At 46.1% G+C, this 20,399-nt stretch carries 19 protein-coding genes and 1 riboswitch; of the genes, 2 read left to right on the forward strand and 17 right to left on the reverse strand.

Annotated features, from left to right (window positions below; translation table 11 throughout):
* Positions 1-28 precede the first annotated feature (28 nt).
* The 7 genes from purC to BLHYD_RS11840 form a co-directional block, all read right to left on the reverse strand.
* Entirely contained in the window at positions 29-736 is a 708-nt protein-coding gene (purC, locus tag BLHYD_RS11810; RefSeq protein WP_005950936.1) for a phosphoribosylaminoimidazolesuccinocarboxamide synthase, read from the reverse strand.
* A gap of 210 nt (positions 737-946) precedes the next feature.
* On the reverse strand, positions 947-1,627 hold the full coding sequence (locus BLHYD_RS11815; protein ID WP_005950928.1) for an amino acid ABC transporter ATP-binding protein: 681 nt from the start codon (positions 1,625-1,627) through the stop codon (positions 947-949).
* A gap of 10 nt (positions 1,628-1,637) precedes the next feature.
* Positions 1,638-2,288: an amino acid ABC transporter permease gene (locus BLHYD_RS11820; RefSeq protein WP_021844856.1), complete on the reverse strand. Its 651-nt coding sequence runs from the start codon at positions 2,286-2,288 to the stop codon at positions 1,638-1,640.
* A gap of 96 nt (positions 2,289-2,384) precedes the next feature.
* Entirely contained in the window at positions 2,385-3,233 is an 849-nt protein-coding gene (locus tag BLHYD_RS11825) for a transporter substrate-binding domain-containing protein (protein ID WP_005950919.1), read from the reverse strand.
* Between the two features lie 111 nt (positions 3,234-3,344).
* Entirely contained in the window at positions 3,345-4,121 is a 777-nt protein-coding gene (locus tag BLHYD_RS11830) for a tetratricopeptide repeat protein (protein WP_021844857.1), read from the reverse strand.
* 13 nt (positions 4,122-4,134) lie between these two features.
* On the reverse strand, positions 4,135-5,385 hold the full coding sequence (locus BLHYD_RS11835; protein ID WP_005950915.1) for a DUF5716 family protein: 1,251 nt from the start codon (positions 5,383-5,385) through the stop codon (positions 4,135-4,137).
* 3 nt (positions 5,386-5,388) lie between these two features.
* The gene (locus BLHYD_RS11840) at positions 5,389-8,922 is read right to left on the reverse strand and encodes a DUF5717 family protein (RefSeq protein WP_242648406.1); all 3,534 of its coding nucleotides are present in this window, start codon (positions 8,920-8,922) and stop codon (positions 5,389-5,391) included.
* Between the two features lie 99 nt (positions 8,923-9,021).
* Here BLHYD_RS11840 and BLHYD_RS11845 point away from each other — a divergent pair, with 99 nt between their 5' ends.
* Both BLHYD_RS11845 and BLHYD_RS11850 read left to right on the forward strand, forming a co-directional pair.
* Complete coding sequence (locus BLHYD_RS11845) at positions 9,022-10,119, forward strand: pyridoxal phosphate-dependent aminotransferase (protein WP_005950911.1); 1,098 nt, start codon at positions 9,022-9,024, stop codon at positions 10,117-10,119.
* A 127-nt stretch (positions 10,120-10,246) separates the two neighbouring features.
* Complete coding sequence (locus tag BLHYD_RS11850; RefSeq protein ID WP_005950910.1) at positions 10,247-11,074, forward strand: YitT family protein; 828 nt, start codon at positions 10,247-10,249, stop codon at positions 11,072-11,074.
* A gap of 69 nt (positions 11,075-11,143) precedes the next feature.
* Here the strand turns inward: BLHYD_RS11850 and BLHYD_RS11855 are convergent, their stop codons facing one another.
* The 10 genes from BLHYD_RS11855 to BLHYD_RS11900 form a co-directional block, all read right to left on the reverse strand.
* Positions 11,144-11,884: a pseudouridine synthase gene (locus tag BLHYD_RS11855; RefSeq protein ID WP_005950908.1), complete on the reverse strand. Its 741-nt coding sequence runs from the start codon at positions 11,882-11,884 to the stop codon at positions 11,144-11,146.
* Between the two features lie 16 nt (positions 11,885-11,900).
* Positions 11,901-13,316, reverse strand: a complete 1,416-nt coding sequence (locus BLHYD_RS11860; protein WP_005950891.1) for an amidophosphoribosyltransferase — start codon at positions 13,314-13,316, stop codon at positions 11,901-11,903.
* 238 nt (positions 13,317-13,554) lie between these two features.
* Entirely contained in the window at positions 13,555-14,427 is an 873-nt protein-coding gene (locus tag BLHYD_RS11865; RefSeq protein WP_005950887.1) for a pyridoxamine kinase, read from the reverse strand.
* Between the two features lie 41 nt (positions 14,428-14,468).
* Positions 14,469-15,302 carry a Cof-type HAD-IIB family hydrolase gene (locus BLHYD_RS11870; protein ID WP_005950885.1) on the reverse strand — a complete coding sequence of 278 codons (834 nt, stop codon included), beginning with the start codon at positions 15,300-15,302 and terminating at the stop codon, positions 14,469-14,471.
* A complete protein-coding gene (locus BLHYD_RS11875) occupies positions 15,302-15,976 on the reverse strand; it encodes an HAD family hydrolase (protein ID WP_005950876.1) in 675 nt (224 codons plus the stop codon). The genes BLHYD_RS11870 and BLHYD_RS11875 overlap by 1 nt, the downstream gene beginning before the upstream one ends.
* Positions 15,977-15,985: 9 nt before the next feature.
* Positions 15,986-16,804 (reverse strand): 2-amino-4-hydroxy-6-hydroxymethyldihydropteridine diphosphokinase, encoded by an 819-nt coding sequence (folK, locus tag BLHYD_RS11880; protein WP_005950875.1) that lies wholly within the window; start codon positions 16,802-16,804, stop codon positions 15,986-15,988.
* Between the two features lie 261 nt (positions 16,805-17,065).
* Complete coding sequence (folP, locus tag BLHYD_RS11885; protein WP_005950873.1) at positions 17,066-17,872, reverse strand: dihydropteroate synthase; 807 nt, start codon at positions 17,870-17,872, stop codon at positions 17,066-17,068.
* A 12-nt stretch (positions 17,873-17,884) separates the two neighbouring features.
* Positions 17,885-18,367 (reverse strand): HD domain-containing protein, encoded by a 483-nt coding sequence (locus tag BLHYD_RS11890; protein ID WP_005950872.1) that lies wholly within the window; start codon positions 18,365-18,367, stop codon positions 17,885-17,887.
* The gene (gene folE, locus BLHYD_RS11895) at positions 18,367-18,924 is read right to left on the reverse strand and encodes a GTP cyclohydrolase I FolE (protein ID WP_021844862.1); all 558 of its coding nucleotides are present in this window, start codon (positions 18,922-18,924) and stop codon (positions 18,367-18,369) included. Before folE ends, BLHYD_RS11890 begins: the two co-directional genes overlap by 1 nt.
* Positions 18,925-19,143: 219 nt before the next feature.
* Positions 19,144-19,240: riboswitch (THF riboswitch) on the reverse strand.
* Between the two features lie 295 nt (positions 19,241-19,535).
* Positions 19,536-20,306: a hypothetical protein gene (locus BLHYD_RS11900; protein WP_040350771.1), complete on the reverse strand. Its 771-nt coding sequence runs from the start codon at positions 20,304-20,306 to the stop codon at positions 19,536-19,538.
* Positions 20,307-20,399: the final 93 nt, after the last annotated feature.

Genomic DNA, 20,399 nt, shown 5'->3' on the forward strand with positions numbered 1-20,399 from the left:
GACTTCTCCTTTTGATATTTTTATGAGTTTAGGCCAAACCTAAGCGTTTAAACACTTCTTGGTATGCCTCTTCTACATTTCCTAAGTCCCTGCGGAAACGGTCTTTGTCCAGCTTCTCGTTGGTATCTTTATCCCATAGTCTACAGGTGTCCGGTGATACCTCATCGGCAAGCAGAATTTCTCCGTGAAAGCGTCCGAATTCAATCTTAAAGTCAATCAGCTTCAAGTTTGCCTGTAAGAAATATTCCTTCATAATCTCATTCACCTTCAGAGTGTATTCCCTGATCTTCGCCAGCTCATCTTTGGTCGCCAGTCCCAGTGCTAACGCGTAGTCATCGTTGATAAACGGATCACCCAGATCGTCATTTTTATAACTAAATTCCAAAATTGGACATAATAATTCTCTTCCTTCTTCCACGCCCATGCGCTTTGAGAAGCTTCCCGCTGCCACATTCCGGATAATTACCTCCAAAGGCACAATATCTACTTTTTTAACAGCTGTCTCTCTGTCATTTAACTCTTCTATCAGATGAGTAGGAACGCCAGCCTTCTCAAACAGTTTAAAAACATGGTTTGTCATACGGTTATTGATCGCGCCTTTTCCGACAATCGTTCCCTTTTTCTCACCATTGAATGCAGTCGCATCATCTTTGTAAGATACAATTACTACGTCTGGATCGTCTGTTGCAAACACTTTCTTTGCTTTGCCTTCATAAAGCTGTTCTCTTTTTTCCATATTGTTCACCTGTTCCTTTCAATTTGGGATTCTTTCGTTTCAACTACACATAACAGAAAAATTATATAACATGAGATATTGAAAAGCAAGACTTACCTCAAAATTCATTCTCGATTACCTTCTACGTGTATTGTTCACTCATTTGCAGTTCGTGAGCAGTAACACGCTTCGCGGAATGATGGAGGTCTGAACGGTAACTCTGGTATTTCCCTAATGGAACTTTCCGAGAAATTCTCTCATTCGAGCGTTCTGTGACGAGAACACCTCTTCTGGACTGCCCTGAACTGCCACAACTCCCTGGTCCATGAACAAAATCCGGTCGGATATCGCCTTCGCAAAAGCCATCTCATGGGTCACAATCACCATCGTGATGTGCTCTGACGCCAGCTCCTGAATCACCTTTAAGATCTCTCCGGTCAGTTCCGGGTCTAAAGCCGAGGTCGGTTCATCAAAAAACAGAATGTCAGGGTTCATCGCCAAGGCCCTCGCGATAGAGACCCGCTGCTGCTGTCCTCCAGAGAGCTGAAACGGATAGGCATCCTCTCTGTCTGAGAGCCCCATTTGAGCCAGCAGCTTCCTTGCCTGCTCATAAACTTCATCCTTTTTTCTCTTTTGGACCTTTATCGGTGCATCTACAATATTTTTCATCACAGAATAGTGGGGAAACAGATTGAAATTCTGAAATACCAAACCGACACTGCCATTCTTCTCAATTGTCCCCCCGTCCGCCTTCTCTAGACCGGTAGCAATCCGAAGTAGCGTGGATTTTCCAGAACCAGAAGGCCCGATAATTCCCAATACCTCCCCTTGGTCCACCGTCAGAGAGATTCCTTTTAGCACTTCCTGCCCGTCAAAATTCTTCGTAATATTTTTCATCTCAAATAAACTCATCGCGCTCCTCCTAACGGTAATAACTCAGTCTCTTCTCAATCTTGTCCATTACCACAGCCACCAGCAGATTAAATACATAATAAAAGACCGCCGCAATCACAAAAGGCATCATGGTCGTCTGAGAACTGGCAATCTGTTTCGCGATTGTAAACATCTCCGCCACAGCCAGAACAAAGGCCAAAGAAGTGTCTTTCACCAAAGTGATGACCTCATTGGTCACTGCTGGGAGGATTCTCTTTATCACCTGAGGTAGAATGATATGTACAAAAGTCTGCGATTTTTTATATCCCAAAATCTGAGCTGCCTCATATTGCCCCACCGGCATGGATTCAATACCGCCTCTGTAAATCTCCGCGAAATAAGCGGCATAATTCAGGGAAAATCCAATCAACACCGCAATCATGCTGTATCCCTGAGTGATACTGATGCCAAAGAAGAAATAAGGCCCGAAATAAACCACCATCAGCTGCAGCATCAGCGGAGTTCCCCTCATAACAGATATATACGCCGACGTCAACCATCTAAGAGGACGAAATCCGGACATTCTACCAAAGCAGACAAGTAATCCCAACGGTAGCGAAAATAAAAGTGTGAGAAAAAATATCTCTGTGGAAATCACCATTCCACTGGCCAACTGTTGAATCATCGTCTCTATTGTCATAATCTCCTCCATTCTGCAGCCGTCTAAACGACAGCGCAAAAGAGGCCACCTGAAAACTCTGCCATACATGGCTGCGGTTTCCAGACAGCCTCCTTATTATTCTATGCAAATCATCTCTACATTCACACCGTACTCATCTGCCAGCTGTTCAACGGTCCCATCCTCATTCAGTTTTAAAACTTCCTCCCAGACTGCATCTTTGAGTGCGTCGTTACCTTTCTTAAAGCCAATTCCATATTGTTCACTTTGAATCGGCTCGTCCAGAATCACAAAGGCACCCTCTTCTCTCTGGGACAGCTGATAGTTGGCCACACCGATGTCAATCGCTACGGCATCTGCCGCCCCTGATTCCAAATTCATAAACGCAGTATTGTAATCTGGGTTCTCAGTCAGCGAACCAAAGCTCTCTGCAAGCGCTTTGTTGTCATCGTTGTTCAAAGCATCCAAAGCCGCCGACGCTGCCTGTACAACCACTGCCTTACCCGCCAGATCATCCAGACTTTCGATTCCTGCATCCGCTTTTGCTACAATCACCTGCTCATTGTTCAAATACGGTTCTGTCCAGGTATAATCGTCCTCGCGGCCATTGATTGTGAAACCATTCCAAATACAATCAATCGTTCCTGAATTCAACTCAGAATCTTTCGCATCCCAGTTTACCGGTTTAGCTTCAAATTTCCACCCCTTCGCCTCGCAAACGGCTCTTGCCAAGTCTAGATCAAACCCCACATACTCTCCGGTATCGTCCATATAGCCAAAAGGCGGATATTCTGCATCAAAACCCACGGTGAATACTCCGTCCCCCAAAATATCATCTTTGCTTTCTCCGCCATCCGCGGTCTCCTCTGTCTTCGCGGAATCAGATTCGTTGCTTCCTTTACAACCTGCAAACACTCCTACAGTCATCACCGCCGCCAACAGTACAATGATCGCTCTCCTCTTCATACTTTTTCTCTCCTTCTCCTTTTTTATGCAATCATGGTATCATGTTACCACACTAAAGTACAAGGCGATTCTACCATATTCTTCACTCACTGTCAACGACAAAAGCACATCTTACGCAGAAGTACTTCTGTGATATTCCACGGTCAGTCTCTCCAACACCGAGTCAATCTCTTTCTCCTCGACTTCGATCTTGGCAGACTGCTCTTTAATCCGATCAATCTCCTCTTGAATTTTCTGCCTTGTGGTGATATCCACTTCTAGTTCTTTTAATTTACTCTCATATGCCTCTTTCCCCTTACAGTGGTAAAAAGCAATCAAAAAAGTCCTCAGAGCCGACAAAGTGTGCGAAATCCCATAGGCCTTCTCAAAACACTCCAAAGCTTCTTCTTTTTGAAACAGGTAACTGTACGCACACCCCAGATTGTGATAAATTCCAGCATAAAAACCTGGTCTGGGCTCTTCTGCTTTTAAGGCTTCCCGGTAAGTCTGAATTGCGTTCACGTACATTCCATTCTCCACCAGGCAATCTCCCCTCTTTTTTCGGTGTATCACCAGAGGTTCTTCCTCCATCTTGTCCAACTGTCCGTTCAAAGAACGCATTTCTTCGTAGCTTAAATAATTGATCTCCTTGAGAATCGGATATAAAAATTCCTCTAAGGCCTCATTTCTTCGTAGATGAGACTGCAACTTCACAGCCAGCTTCCCAAGTCCCAGCTCTTCCTCCAGCCACCTTAACAACTCTTCATTGCGAATCGACTCATCAACCAGATATAAATTGTGGCACAGATAAAAGCAAAGTTCCTCGATGGAATAAATATTGGTACTGATATTTTCTATAAAATACGGCTTCTGCGCTTTCTTCACCTGACATAAAATATAGCCGCTCAATCCAATCCCTCCTTCACCAATGTGCCGTCTCCCGCCAAATCTTCTGACTGGACGGGTACATTTCCCCGAAGCCTAAATCCTCTACAACAATCTCGCAGATGCCTGGCGCTGTGTATTCCATATGCAGATGCAGCCTCGTCGTCTTGTTGGGCCGTTTTGGAAGCCCAGGCAGCTTCATCTTTACCTTCTTAGAGGAGCTCTCATCCATTCCCATAACCAGAAACGTGAGGTCTTCCCTGCCATCCAAAATCAACTCACAGTCTGCCTGGCAGTCATACCAATTACGCCCAGCTTCAATCAAGATATGGTAGGCCGGAGTCCCCATTACCTGCATCTCCATTCCCACATTCATTTTCACCAGAGCGTCTCCCATATACAAAAAGCCTTTTAATTTCTTGTCTTCGAGCTGCTCCTTCGCACCGTAACAAGCTCCTTTCACGAAAAGATTATTTCCCTGAAAAACCTTTCTTTGCTGTCTGCAAAGAAGCGGAATTGATCTCGGTTTCGCCCACTCCTGGTCAAATCCTTCTCCTGTAATATAGATACTCGAATACAAATCATTCTCCAGCGTGTTCACCAGGAATTGATAAAAATCAAAATCTCTGTCTTTGGGGTCCTCCCCGATTGCTGCTCTCACAGAGTCTCCTAGCTTTACCAGTGTAACCTTTCCGCTCATGCTGGCAAACAATTTTCGAAACGACACTTCATTGCCTTTAAAATCGAACCATCCCACATTCCTGCTGCGAAAATCTGGTCGCTGGCAGTAAGCATAGTAGTAAAAGCTCTCGGAGTAGTCCATAAGCAGCACCTGTTCTTTTTGAAAACCCAGGCTCTCACATGCCTTCTGCAAATTTTTGACCATCTTTCCATTCAGTCTCTGGACTGTGATCGCCAAGCATTTGGTGTTTTTCACTGGTTCCATGCTGCCCAGAAAACGAATCAGTCCCTGGATATAGACCGCCGCCAGTTCCCAGGCTTCCATATACTGCTCTCCCACCTGGACTCCTTGATCCTCCTCGCACAGCTCGAAAAGATTTTCCACTAAAAAGCCTTCCCGTTCCCTCGCAAAATACTCCGCCTCTAAGCCAATGCTCCACTCCTGATTCTTCCCCCAACAGCAGACGCAGGTAGAGTTTTCAAAAAGATTGGCACCAACTTTCATGGATACCTCCGCAGGCTCCTGGCGCTTCCGGTCATAATAGCAAATCTGCGAAACCTCTCTTCCAAAATCTACGCCGATAAGAATATCTCTGATCTCATTCATTTTTTATTCCTTCTCTATTCGGTACATCGCTTTGACAAAATGTTCCTGTCGAAGATAATTTTTCATCTTACTTAAAATCTCCTGGTTTTTGCCAAGCCTCCTCGCTGCTAACATCTGGTTCAAAAGCTGATACTTACTCTGACTGTTCATGTCAAGGTGTCCGACTGTCAGCGTGCGCTCCTGTGTTTTCTTCTGTTCATCTTTCAACTGAATGACAAAATAATAATGAAGGACCTCCCCATAAAACAAGGTAAATGTCTTCACAAACACTCCCTGATAGCTATCTTTGATAGGCTCACTCTTATATTGCAGAGTGTTTCCCAATCCGTGATCCATCGCATAGTAGAGTGTCACCTTCGCGCTCTGAGCTGTCCTACACTCTGCAAAAGCCTTGTCGTCCAACTGATACGGGCTTCTCATCTGCTCCGGTAATCTCTCAAAAAATCGGAACATGTATCCTTCGTGAACGCACATATCTAAAAGTTCACGGACGATTTTTTCCTGCTGATCTGTCCAGGTCTCTACTGACACAAGGCACTGGAAAAGACTCAGTTTACACACCATGTCCATCTTCCACTTTCTAAGATAAGCTGTCTCTAGGCATTCTTCCAAAAATGGGTCCAGGGAATATCCCTTGATAAAAAAACCATAGGATGCAAAATTCAGATAAGCTAAAATCAAGGTCTCCTTACCTGACTGCTGGATATAGTTCTTCAAAACCCTAGCACCCTCCCGGCGATAATCCCAGGTTAGCATCAAGAATTGGAGAATCTTTTCCTCCACGCCGTAGGTGTCTGTCTGAAAATCGCAGGCACAGTTCCACAGTCTGAAAAACTCATCCATAGGTCCCACAAAATAATACAGCAGGTAGGTGAGAATCGCCTCGTCATATTTTCCCCGCTGAAACACATGAGCGGCCAGGGCTACCAGCTCTTCTTCCTCTTCCATGTCCTTTTCCAGGATCATCCTGCTGCACAGCTTGACCATACTCTCCAAGCTGAGACCCTCATGCCCGTAGCTGCACATGACCTCATAAGCTTTCGTGAACATCCCTCTGGAAATCATAACTTCCATGAGAGCAGTCTTATCCACCCGCGCAAATTTTTTCAAATCCACTCGCTTCAGATAATCATCCAAGTCTTCCCCCTGGGCGTTCTGAGAGTAATAATCCAGCAACCTGCGGCGAACCTGTATTTTATAAGCCTCGGAAAACTCGGACGATTCCAGTAGTCTTTGGCAGACATCCAAATTCTCTTTGCTGACTGATTCCTGCTCACAGATATACAGCAAAAATCCCGGCTTCCACACCTCATACTGTCTGCATACCAAAGCCAGCTCTTTCTCATCCATCATCCTGGTCAAATTGTACTCCACTGTTGATGCGTACCTGCGCTGTTTATCATCCTCAAAAAGAATCGCAGCGTCCTTGGTATAAATTCTCGGATAGGCCACCCCGTCCACACAGGGAAATGCCTCCTCATTTTTTAACTGACTGTGCCGCACAATCACCTTTCTCACCTTCGAATCATCACAGTAAAGCCGGTGTGTGAACATCTGGCCAGCCAACCCTTCTGCCTCCTGCCCACTGCAAGGCTTTGACAGGCACTCCTGATAGATCACCGCATAGTTTTCATTCATTTTCCCTTCCAGAATCTTGCTCTTCGCAAACCGCTGAATCGTCTCTTGATAGCTGCTGTATGCCTGCGGGTCTGTAGCCTTATTTTGAATCACATTGGCATAAATATAAGCTCTCTTTAGATCACCCAGGTTATTGTTGTAAGAAAAATACATTTTCAACGTGCGCGGCAGCGGTCTTTGATAACTACAGTCCATCGTCTCCATATAATACTCATACAGTCTTGTAAGTCTAAGACCGCGCTCCACTGCCAGAGAAAACCACGGAAAAAATTGGCTCTTCCTGGGTTCTCCTTTCATAATATGACGGCAGACAGCTTCTAAAGTATCGTCCTCCGGAAACTGTTCATAGGCCTTTGTGAGTGCCATATGCAGACTCCCGGAAAATTTTTTCAGGTATCCCGACAGATAGGCTAGGCGCATGGACAATTCTTTCGTCAGCAGCCCCCGTCTTCCTGCGAACAAAAACACCTGAATCCAAAAGCCATTGAGCCTTCTAAGCAAAGTGATGTCTTTTTCCACCAGCTGCCAAGCTTCCAGATACATCAATGGATTTCGACAGCCCCTCTCATACTGCTCTTCCAACATAAAGAGAGATTTCGAGGGCGAGAGCCGGTACTCCTCGTCTGCCTGCAACAAGATCCACAACAGTAGAAAACTGTCCGCCTTCTGATTATAAAAACTTCGAATTTTGGGGACAATCTCTTTTTTCGGTCCTAGAAGGCCAGTCAACCGGCACAAGTATAAGTAGACACCAGCCAATTCTAAATCCTTTTTGGTGAAAGATTTATTCTCATACTGCTTTAAAATTTTCTGAGCCTGCAAAATCTCCTCATTTTGATAGCACAAAAACGCCTCATACATCTGATAATCTGGATAATCACAGCCTGCGTCCTTCAGCGTTTTCAAAATTTTTCTGCTCTCACTCAGCCATTGGCGGTAATCCAGCCGCCGTGTTCTCAATTCCAGATAAGTCTGAAAGAGGTGGACTCTCTGCTGTTTTTCTAGAGCACTGATATTCACCTGCACCTCTTTGTCTCTAGAGACCATCACCTGATAGACCAAGGTTTGATAAGGTCCTTTTACGAGAATCTCCCCAAAATTTCTTCCCTTCCTCAGGCGGGATTCGTGAATCATATATTCCACTTGGTAAACACTTCCAATAAAATCCTCATCACGCACCATGTGTTTTGAGACTTCCAGAAAATCACCTCTTGCCTCCACTTCAAGGCGAAGAAATCCCCATCCACTTTTCTGAATTTCAAAGGATTCCAGCCGAGATTCTCTCACCTGATACAAGGATACCTTTTCATTTTTCAACGTGAGATTCACTGGCTCCTTTTGACCAGCGCTAATCAGAAACTCTTCCAAGTGCTGATAGGTGACTGGATTGTGAGTCATCCCCTGGTACAGTGAAAAAGTTTTTTCTGTCGCCCCCCTCAAAACCTGCTGAAAATTCTCCGACGTAAACAGTCGGAAAGCTTCCCGAAAATCCCGTCTGGCCAGTTTCGCAAACTCCTCCAGCGTAGAAATCTCTCCACTGGTACTGGTCACAGGATTGGTTTCTATCTCAACAAAAAAAGGAATGTGATATTCCCCCACATTTGTCAAAAACGTCAGTTGTCCCTGAAAGCTCTCTCCGGGCAGCAGTCCCTCCACATCAATTCCATAAGAAATCTTCACCGCTGTTCCCGTAAACTGCGAGACCTCTGGCACGACTCTTCTGTGAGAGGAGCTGACGTAACCCCGAATTTTGCAGTTCTCCTTAGTACCCAGATAGATCTCTCCCTGACTGTTTTTCTTGCAGGATGTCCGAATCTGAATCCGTTCCTGTGATAAAATCAGCTTAGGCACCTCATATTCAAATTTACCGTTTATCATCTGTTCTACTCTTCTTTTCAAAGTTTACCCTCTATCATCCTTGACTATTTTTTACGAAACGTTATAATCGAATTATACACTACAAACGAAAGCTGCGCAACAAAGGAGCCCAGAAAAACCATGTTAACACACAAAGATCATTTTCACGGCAGTGATTTAGAAAAAATAGAGAAAGTCTATGGAATTAAAAAAGAAGAGCTCGTAAGCTACAGTGCCAATGTCAACCCACTGGGACTATCTGACAACCTAAAAGAACATCTCGCCAGGCATCTGGATGTCATCACCGGTTATCCTGACCGGGAATACACACAGCTTCGGCGCGAGATTGCCGCCTACACAGGTGCACAGTCAGAATACGTACTGGTAGGCAACGGTTCCACCGAACTCATCTCCCACTTTATCCAGACTCTACATCCCCAAAAGGCTTTAATCTTAGGCCCCACCTACTCTGAATATGAGAGAGATATCTCGTTGGGAGGTGGTATTAGCCTCTACTATCCTCTGAAGGAAGAGCAGAATTTTATTTTGGATGTGGAAGGATTATGCGCTCAACTCCACGAAGGACTCGACCTTCTGGTCTTGTGCAATCCAAACAATCCTACCTCCACCGCAGTTACCAACAAAAATATGCGCAGAATCCTGGATGTCTGTCTGCAATACGGAATTTTCGTCATGGTCGATGAGACTTATGTGGAATTTGCCCCGGAGCCAAGAGACATTTCCTCTGTGTCTTTGACCAACTATTACACGAATCTAATTATACTGAGAGGAACTTCCAAATTTTTCGCCTGCCCTGGCCTGCGGCTGGGATATGCAATTACAGGCAACTTAGATCTGCTCCAAGAGATTAATCAGAAAAAAGACCCCTGGTCTGTGAACAGTCTCGCTGAACTCGCCGGCCAGTTTATGTTTCGAGATGAATCCTATATACAGAAAACCAAAGAGCTGATTCATTCCGAGCGTGAACGCATCTATCAGGAACTCTCCTCTTGGAATTCCGTGAAGGTATATCCAGGCTGCGCGAATTTCCTCCTAGTGCGTATTCTGAAAAAAGGTATTGATGCACAGCAGCTTTTTGACCACTGTATTCGCCAAAAAATGATGATTCGCAACTGCTCCACCTTTCCGTTTCTGGATGAGACTTATTTTCGCTTCTGCCTGATGCTTCCAGGACAGAATGACCACCTGACAGAAGCTTTTTTACAGCTCTTAAAATAATCATATAGTTGTAGACATTCCTTCGTATATAAGGTATCTTGATAGTAAGAGATGGATTCTTTTCTTTCTAGAAGGGAGGAGTATTTTGCAAAATTCTTCTGTCAATCTGCGGCACGAGGCAAGGCGTATGTCCTGCGCGATCATTGCCGCTGTTATTTTCGCAGTCAATATCAAGACCTTCGTCAGAGCCGGGGGACTGTACCCCAGCGGTTTTAACGGAGTGACCTTGCTAGTTCAGCAGATCGGTACTCAATTTTTTGGAATTGCAATCCCTTTTAGTCTCATCAACCTGCCTTTGAACGCAATTCCCGCTTTTATCAGCTTTAAGTACCTGGGGCCTAAGTTCACTGTCAGCTCCTGCTGTGTCGTGGTACTGACCAGCCTTTTGACTGACTTCATCCCCAGCCAGCCGATCACCTACGATCCTCTCCTGATTAGTATCTTCGGTGGTCTGATCAACGGTCTGGCAGCCAGTCTCTGTCTGATCGGCAACACCTCGGGAGGCGGAACAGACTTCATCGCGATTTTGGTCTCGGAGAAACGTGGACGGGATATCTGGAATTATATCTTGGCAGGCAACGCCGTGCTACTGACGGTGGCCGGCCTGCTGTTCGGATGGGATGCGGCTCTTTATTCCATCATTTTCCAGTTCACCTGCACACAAACTATTCAAATTCTGCACCAGAGGTACAAAAAACATACCCTGTTCATTGTAACCAGACACCCTGCCAAGGTCTACGAGGAAATCAAAAATTTCACCCATCACAGCGCCACACAGTTCACCGGAAAAGGCTGTTACAGTCAGGATGAATTGACTCTTTTGTACTCCGTCGTCTCTCGGGAGGAAGCAAAGCTATTGATTAAAAAAGTAAAAGAAGTAGACCCCTCGGCGTTTATCAACATCATTAAGACAGACTATATTAACGGACGCTTTTATCACAGAACAGACTATTGACGATCTGATAGGGAAAGATCTCCTTTCCCTTTACCGGACTTATCACGCACAAAGCTGCCACAAAACCCTTCAAGATTTTGTGGCAGCTTTCTTCAGCAACTCTATCTCTTTTTCTGTCAGAGGGCGGCACTGCCCCCTCTCTAAGTTCTCGTCCAGATACAGCGGTCCCATGGAGATCCGTTTCAGGTAGATCACTTCCTTGCCCACTGCCTGAACCATCCTCTTGATCTGATGAAACTTTCCTTCCTCAATGGTCAGATTTATACAGGATATCCAGCCTTCCTCCCCATTTTCTACAGAGAGAATCTCCAACTTAGCTGGAAGCGTCGGATTTTTCTCTCCAATTTCGACTCCCTGCCGAAATTTCTGCGCGTCCTCCTGGGTCATCTTCCCTTTGATCTGCGCAAAATACTGTTTTGGCACATGTCTTCTAGGTGCCAAAAGCCGATGGGCCAGTTCCCCGTCATTGGTAATCAGCAAAAGCCCTTCTGTATCCTTGTCAAGTCTTCCCACTGGGAAGAGATCTTTTCTCCGGGATGGCACAAACTCCATCACTGTCCTCTCTCTTACGTCCTCTGTGGCGCTGACGCAGCCTGCCGGTTTGTGGAGCAGATAATACTCGTATCTATCCACATGCACCACCTGTCCTAGACAACAGACCTCAACCTCTTCTGGTTCGATTTTTTCCGCGGGATTTAAGACGGTTTTTCCATTCACCTGTACCTGTGCCTTCGAGATATACTTTTTCACCTCACTGCGTGTCCCCGCTCCGGCATCGGCAAGATATTTGTCCAGACGAATTTTTTTCATGGTCTTTTGTACCTACTCAATCTTTTCCATTCCAACAGTAGGTACACAGTTTACACGGTGAGATGCCGATAGACTCAATCATATCGTCCAGACGGTGGTATCTCAGAGAAGTAAAGTGTAGTTCCTGGCGTATATCCTCTAACATCTCTTTATAGTTCTGGGAATCTGGGTTCGCGTAATCTTCCAGCTTATCTTCATAGTGAAGCTCGCCCTCCCGCTTCAGGATTACCTGTCTGGTGATTAAATCCATCTCTGATTTTGACCTGGAGAAATTCAAATACTTACACCCGTACATCAATGGCGGACATGCCGGCCGGATATGAACCTCCTTCGCTCCACTGTGATACAAAAAATCGGTGGTTCCCCGAAGCTGCGTGCCACGGACAATAGAATCGTCAATCAACAACAGGCTCTTTCCACGAATCAACTCATGTACCGGAATCAATTTCATACGCGCAATCAAATCTCTCTGGCTCTGCTGAGTCGGCATAAAAGATCTCGGCCAGGTAGGAGTATATTTGATAAAAGGACGAGCAAACGGAATTCCAGAACGGTTCGCGTAGCCCACCGCATGGGCAATGCCAGAGTCCGGAACTCCCGCCACAATGTCAGGATGTACTTTCTCTGCGTCTCTTCGAGCCAACATATCCCCACACTTATAGCGCATCTCCTCCACATTGACTCCCTCGTAGGTAGAGGTGGGATATCCATAATACACCCACAGGAAAGAACAGATTTTCATCTTATCTTTCGGCTGCACCAGAGTCTCCGCCCCGTCAGGAGTGATATATACGATCTCTCCTGGTCCCAATTCCCGAAGCGTATCATATCCTAGATTTCCAAAGGCAAAACTTTCAAAAGAAGCACAGCAAGCGCCTTCCTTCTTACCGAGGATCAAAGGTGTTCTTCCCATCAGATCTCTGGCCCCATACAGTCCGCTTGGAGTCATAATCAGAAGCGTCATGGAACCATCAATCAATTCCTGAGCATACTGAATCCCCTCCACCAGAGTCTGCTTTTGGTTAATCAAAGATGCCACCATCTCCGTCTGATTGACACTTCCACCGCTCATCTCTAAAAAGTGTGTACACCCATTCTTGTAGGAATGTTCAATCAGCTGTTCCATGTTATTGATCTTTCCGACAGTCGTGATCGCAAAACTGCCCAGGTGAGACTGCACCATCAAAGGCTGCGGTTCGTTGTCTGAGATACAGCCGATTCCCAGATTACCCTCCAGGCTGTCCACATCTCTCTCAAATTTCGTACGAAACGGAGAATTCTCAATGTTGTGAATTGCCCGGTCAAAGCCTTTCTCTTTATTGTATACGGCCATACCACCTCTCCTCGTTCCCAGATGAGAGTGGTAGTCAATTCCAAAAAATAGGTCCAACGTGCAGTTTTCCTTTGAAGCTACTCCAAAAATTCCGCCCATGCTTTTTCTTCCTTTCTACGCTTTGTCACTTGCAAACCAGCAGCAGCCACTGCCGCTCCCAGTCGGTGCGGACTCTTGTCCTTCACCTTATACCAGAAATCATCCATGCCCTATTATATATAAGAAAAAAAAAGAAGTAAAGCCTTTTTCTGAGATTCCAAAAGAACCACAATTATTCTGCCACCGCCAATCTTGTTCTCACTCCATTGCCTCTATAAAAAATCCCACAACCTCATATTCAAAAACGCTCATATCCATTTACCAGATGATCTTGGTGAAGCAGCGGAAGCACCCGCTCCAACTGCACTCCATCTCTGCGCTCATAGTCGTATCCGCTACTAACTTTGATACACTGGGAGACAAACTGAGCCGCCCAATCAATCGCTTCCGGCAGACTCTCCCCTCTGAGCAATGAACCAATCAAGACACTGGCAAAGACATCTCCGGTTCCCGGATAGTAATCATGCAGCAGCCTACTCGCTACTTTCCAGTAAGTTCCGCTCTCTCTCTCATAGGCAATCACATTCATCATCTCCGGTTTTTCCATATCCGGCGCACTCGTAATCATCACAGTGCCTGGTCCTAAATCCGCCAGTTCCCTTAACCATTCTTTTAGTTCCTCGTCCGTCTGCTGCCTTTCCATCTCCCTTCCCAGAAGCATCGCCGCCTCCGTGTAATTGGGAACAATAATATCCGCCTTGCCTATGAGCTTACGCATCTGTGGAATCATAGTTTCCGGAATTGAGCTGTACAAATCCCCATTGTCTCCCATCACAGGGTCCACCACCACCAAAGTGTCCTCGGTGGCAAAATCATCAAAGATATCCGCCACGATTTGGGTCTGTTTAGGAGAGCCCAAAAAGCCGGAATATATGCAGTCAAACTCAAGTCCCAACTGTTTCCAGTGGGCCATATAAGCCGGAATCGTATCTGTCAGGTCCTGAAAGGTATAATTTTCAAAATCCCCGGAGTGCGTAGACAAAATCGCAGTGGGAACCGGACAGACCTGCACACCCATAGCTGAAAGCGTGGGAATAATAGAACACAGCGAAGCCCTTCCGAATCCGGACAGATCATGAATCGCTGCGACTCTTTTCATTGTTGGTTTCATTCTTTTTTCCTTTCTGATGCCAATTGTTTTTCACAGCCGTTCTATATGCAAAGGTAAGTCGAAAAGCCATAAGCCACCCCTGACTGCGTATTCTTCTTAGTCACAGCCCGAGCTGCCTTTTTACAGCGTTTTGTCGCATTCTCCATGGCGATTCCGTACCCCACGAAATCCAACATCTCCCAGTCATTGTCCGCATCCCCAAACGCGGCTGCCTGCGCAGGTGGAATCTGAAGCTGTCCCAACAGCCACTCATAGGCTGCACGCTTTCCGGCATCCTTGTGGGAGATCTCCAACCTGTTGGGCATGGAAGAGGTGACATAGATATCCGGCACTGTCTCCTCTAAAAGTCTCCAAATCTCATCTCTTTTCGTCACATCCTTCAAGATATAGTCCAGACATTCTAGTTCTCCTGCATGAATCTGAAAAAACTCTTCCACATCTGTCACCGGCACCCGCGTCGTCTGGATGTAGGAAACCGCATGCTTTTCAATACCATAGGCAACAGGGTCTTTCACATAGGCTGCCATAGCATACGGCTGTCCGTCCACAAAGATTTCCTCTGCCATTCCCATCCCTTTTACTTGCCGGCGAATTTTTTCCACAGAGGCAGCCGTCATCCGAGTGTCCCGCACACATTCTCTGGTCAGAACATGATAGATTTTCGCACCGTTCGAAGTGATCGCGTACTCGATTCCAGGTATCTGCAACACTTCTTTTGGCAAGGACGTATAGGCCCGTCCGCTGGCAATCACGATATGTACCCCTTTTTCTGCAGCCCGCATCAGCGCCTCCCGGTTCTCCTCAGATACCTTCTTTTCATCCGAGAGCAGAGTTCCATCTAAATCCAGGGCCACACATTTTACTTTACTGTCCATCAGCTCTCTCCTTCCATCCACTGCGCGACTTCCAACAGCGACTCCGCCTTCCCATCCAAAATTCCATCTATCAACCCGGAATCCTGAACTAAATCCGGTACCATGACGGTCACCATCCCCGCTTTGTGAGCCGCCTGGATACCGTGAAGAGAGTCTTCTAGTGCCAAGGCTTTGGAGGGCTCTATTGCCAAAAGTTCACATGCCTTCTGATAAATCTCAGGAGAAGGCTTTCCCTCTGTCACCATATCACCGGTAATCATCCCGACAAAATAATCTCCAATCCCCTCTTTTTCCACATTTCCCCTGGCATGTGCCGGGCTAGAGGAGGTGGCAATCGCCATGGGAATCCCTCTATTTTTCAGTACCCTCAAAAGCTCATGCAGCCCTTTCTTGGCCGGCACCCCATGCTCCTTTACATAGGCTGCATAGGCCTCTCTGTACCTCTCTTTAAACTCTTCAAAGGGAAAATTCTGTCCATATTTTTTCAGAAAGTATTCCTGTCTGCGCACCACATTAAAACCGATGGTATGACACATATTTTCATAGCCCAAATCTCCATAGCCCATCTGACGCCCAGCCACATTCCACGCATGCTGGACAATCCGTTCACTGTCAAACATCAGTCCGTCCATGTCAAAGACCACGCCTTGTATCTTTTTTAATTTTTCTCTCATAGACTCCTCCTACTGCCGACACAGGTTTTCCCAGAGCTGAGAGATCGTCTGATTCAAAACTGGATGCCGCAGATAAGGCGCAATCTGATTCATCGGCCTTAGCACAAAATCCCGATTCTGCAAGTCGATATGGGGAATGTGAAGTTCCTCTGTATCAATCACACAGTCGTCGTAAAACAAGATATCCAAGTCCAAGGTGCGCGGACCCCAACGAACGATTCGCTCTCTTTTTGCCTCCTGCTCCAACTCATGAAGACGTTCCAGCAGTTCTTGGGGAGACAGCAAGGTGCGCAGCCTCAGCACGCCGTTTAAAAATTCATCCTGCTCCACTCCGCCGTAGGGCTCCGTCACCAGAAAATCTGACACAGCCTCCACTTTGCAGCCTTTCGTCTGGCGCAATCCCTCAATGGATGCGTTTACGTACCCCTCTTTGTCTCCCATATTAGAACCAAAAGCCACGTAAGCCGTATGCCATCCCCGTACAATCTCGATACCGACGGTGCGAAGAGGCAGTCCCACCGGCGCCCACGGCTTCTCAATTTTCAACTGTATTTTTATAAGCTCCGAATAGGTCAACAACAATTCCTCCGCCAGCCGCTCCACCACAGTCTCTATCAGTTGAAATGTATTTTTTTGCACAAACTCCGTTATCCTCTGACTCACCTCACCGTAGTTTATGGACTGATTCAAATCGTCGCTGCACCCTGCCGGCCTCGTGTCCGTCCACAGGACCGCAGAGATCACGAATTTTTGCCCCAGCTTATTTTCCTCAGGAAATACCCCGTGGTTCGCAAAAATTTCCAGTCCGTCAATCATTATTTTATCCATGATTTTCTCCCGTCTATTTAAAATTTTTCCCGCGCGAGCACGGCAGGTCTTCGCTCTGCTACAGTCCGTGCTAGACGCGTGCCACCGGCACACAGCACCGCTTTTGCCGGCAGCGCCTCCAAAAAGTATAAGCTGCGGATTGCCCCGTGCATTGCACAGCCGCTATCCAAGAGCTTATACAGTAAAAGACCGCCGCACAGATTTTGGCATCCGCTCCCGCGGCGACAGCCATTCTTCTGTACAGCAGCCTTCTTTCTATCCCTATTTTCCCAGAATCGCTTCCGTCATCATGATCGCCCGTTTGTTCTCTTTGATATCGTGGACTCTGACAAAAGCACAGCCGCTCATCACTCCCATCACTGTCGTGGCCAGCGTTCCCTCCACTCGCTCAGAAGTGGGTAAATCCAATGTAAGGCCAATCACCGATTTCCTGGACGTACCTAGAAGAACCGGATATCCCAGCTCCCGAAAGAGATCTAACCTGCGGATTGTGAGAAGGTTCATCTCATAGTCCTTTCCAAAGCCCACGCCGGGGTCCACAATGATTCTGTCTGCTTGAACCCCCGCAGCCCTTGCCAGATTTACACATTCCTGGGTCTCATGGAGCATATCTACCAGGAAATTGTCGTACACCGCTTCCTTTTTATTGTGCATCAGGCAGCAGGCGACTCCATGCTTCGCAATCACACCTGCCATAGCAGGGTCCTTTTTCAGCCCCCAGACATCGTTGACCAAATCCGCCCCTGCCTGGATTGCCTGCTCGGCGACCGAAGCCTTATACGTGTCCACAGAGATCGGCACATCAAAACGTCTGCGGATTTCCTCTATCATCGGCAGAACTCTGGATGCCTCCTCCTGGGCGTCCACCTGCGCGAACCCTGGACGGGTTGATTCCCCACCCACATCGATGATATCCGCGCCGTCTTGAAGCATGCTCTCTACATGAGCCAGCGCCGCGTCCTTCTGATTCCATTTTCCACCATCTGAAAAAGAATCCGGTGTCACATTTAAAATTCCCATGATATAGGTTTTATGATTCACATCGAATTCACGGTTTCCAATTTTCATTTTCTGCGCCCCCTAATAATGTATCTTTAAATTCTTTTTTTCATCCGACCAACTGCACTGCGAGCTTGCCGGACAGATTAGGCAGTTCCTAGAACCTTTGTCTGCCTTATAAAACAACTCATTCAACCTCGCCTTGCACGCCTTTTTTTTCTTGCGGTGTGTAAGTATCAAATCTACTATGATCTCCTGCTCTTCTCGAGAAACCTCACAGTCCGGCAAAATACGCGCTGCAATTTGCGCACTGCTCTCCTCATGAGGAATTCCATCAGTATACTGAAGGTCCTTCCCAATATCGTGAAGCAACCCTGCCGCGTAGATCACCTTTCTGGATACAGAAAGCCCTTCCTCCAAGGCATAGATATACGTCAGCCTCGCCACATCCAAAAAGTGCTCTAAGGTGTGACAACAAAGCTCCCTCTCTCTCTCCAGCTTTTGAAGCTTTCTATAGTGCTCCTGGTACAACGGATGTTCCCAAATTTTCTGAAGGCAATCCATTAGTCTTTTACCATCTGCAAAAACATCTTCTGCAATTCATAGTTTCCTTTGAATTCTCCCCTGGTGACACTGGTCACAGTCTTCGTCCCTGGCTTTTTGATTCCTCTCATAGTCATACAGGTGTGTTCTGCTTCCAGCATAACCATCACACCCTTTGGATTCAGGTATTTCTCCAGCGCATCCGCAATCTGCACGGTCATCTTTTCCTGTATCTGTGGTCTTCTAGCGTATACCTCCACAGCTCTCGCCAGTTTGCTTAAGCCTGTCACTTTCTCATTCGGAATGTAGGCGATGTGCGCCTTTCCAAAAAACGGCAGCAAATGATGCTCACAGGTGGAGTAAAAAGTAATATCCTTCTCGATCACCATTTCATTGCTGTCTACTGTAAACTGTTTTTCCAGGTAGACTCCCGGGTCCTGGTCCAGACCTCCGTATATTTCCTCACACATGCGGGCAATGCGGGATGGGGTGTCCAGCAGACCCTCACGGTTTACATCTTCTCCAATTCCTTCCAGGTACAGGCGGACTGCCTGTTCTACCTTCTGTTTGTCAACCAAAAAAACGACCTCCTTTTCTTCCTTTGTTTCCTGAAACTCACTTGACAGATAATTTTTTGGAGACTGCTCTATGGTTATAAAATCTGTGAGCACTTTTGCTTTCTAGCGATGCTGTTGCAATAATACTGTAAATTTAGCAAAAAAAAATCTCCATTGTGATAGAACATATGTCGAAAAATATCCCTACACAATATGAGATGAAATCTTATCTTATATTGTCGCAACGGGTGCGGACCTCATATCGTAAGACGTACTTTTCGTTTCGGCGGCAACTCCCCATCCACTGAACACTTGACGCATGAAATCCTATTTTGCATATTATTCATTTCATGGGCTATTATATCATATTTCGGACAAAAAGCAACTGTATCCCTCATATTTTTCAGATATATAAATCGACGTTACAGTTCATCCCTCCCAATATCCCACGAGGTGTTTTTATACATTTTGTACAAAAATCCCGAGACATACTCGCGCCAAGCTGCTGTTTAAAGCAGTTTGTGTGCATCACGGAGCATCTATGTTCTAGGAAACAGTTTTCACGCATTAGCGTAACAAAGTATTTCCTGGAACATAACAAAAACGGCAGATTTTATATCTGCCGTTTGTATCTATATTTCGAACGGACTTTCCGCCAAACTGAGTTCCAGCTTGGTCGTCCCTCTCTCCTTCTCACAGACTAATTCCCGGTATAATGGTTCCCACGCGGCCACCTGCTTTAAGGCTTCGCAGTTTAAAATTTCCTCGCAGGTGACGTTGGAGTCATAAACCTTAAGCCTCTCCAATGACTTCAGTTGTTCCAGACAGCCGCAGTCTTTCATTCCAATACCGCTGATTTCCAAATACGTAAGATTGACCAGCTTAGCCAGAAAACGGCCGTCCAGATTCTCCCCAGTAGTCCCTCTAAACGCCAGCTCTCTCAGATTCGGATAATTTCCCCAGAACCGTCCATCCTTTTTATATTTGCAGTCTACAACCTCAAATCGCTCATAGATGTCATTCAGCCTGAGTGCATCCTCAAAATAGCATCTCTCAAAAATCAGTGTATGAACCTTTTTGTTCTTGTTTTGCCGTAAATGATACATATCTCTGGGATGAAAAGAGACATCGGTAAAACGAATCTTCTCTAAATTCGGAAATAATTTTAGTTCTTCCAAAAACAGTCTCTGAAGTTCTCCCTCCCAAATACCAGCTACCCATATCTCTTTGATTCCCGCAAAATCCTCACTGTTACAATCCCTTGGTTCTTTCCCCAATTGTTTTTGCAGATCCGCCAAGACAGATCTGGTGGCAAAGTCAGGATTTTCCGCGCTGATCTCTGGTTTTCTCTCATACTCCGGCTTCTCTTTTGAAACGCCGAATAAGTTTTTTAAAATCCCCATTTTTTCCTCCTGATGTCTCTGATATTTACAGATATTTCTAATACCCCATCGCATTTATCATAACACATCTTTAGAGGGAAAAAAAGCTGCAAA

Origin of the sequence: Blautia hydrogenotrophica DSM 10507, from assembly GCF_034356035.1 — a bacterium.
Lineage (GTDB): Bacteria > Bacillota > Clostridia > Lachnospirales > Lachnospiraceae > Blautia_A > Blautia_A hydrogenotrophica.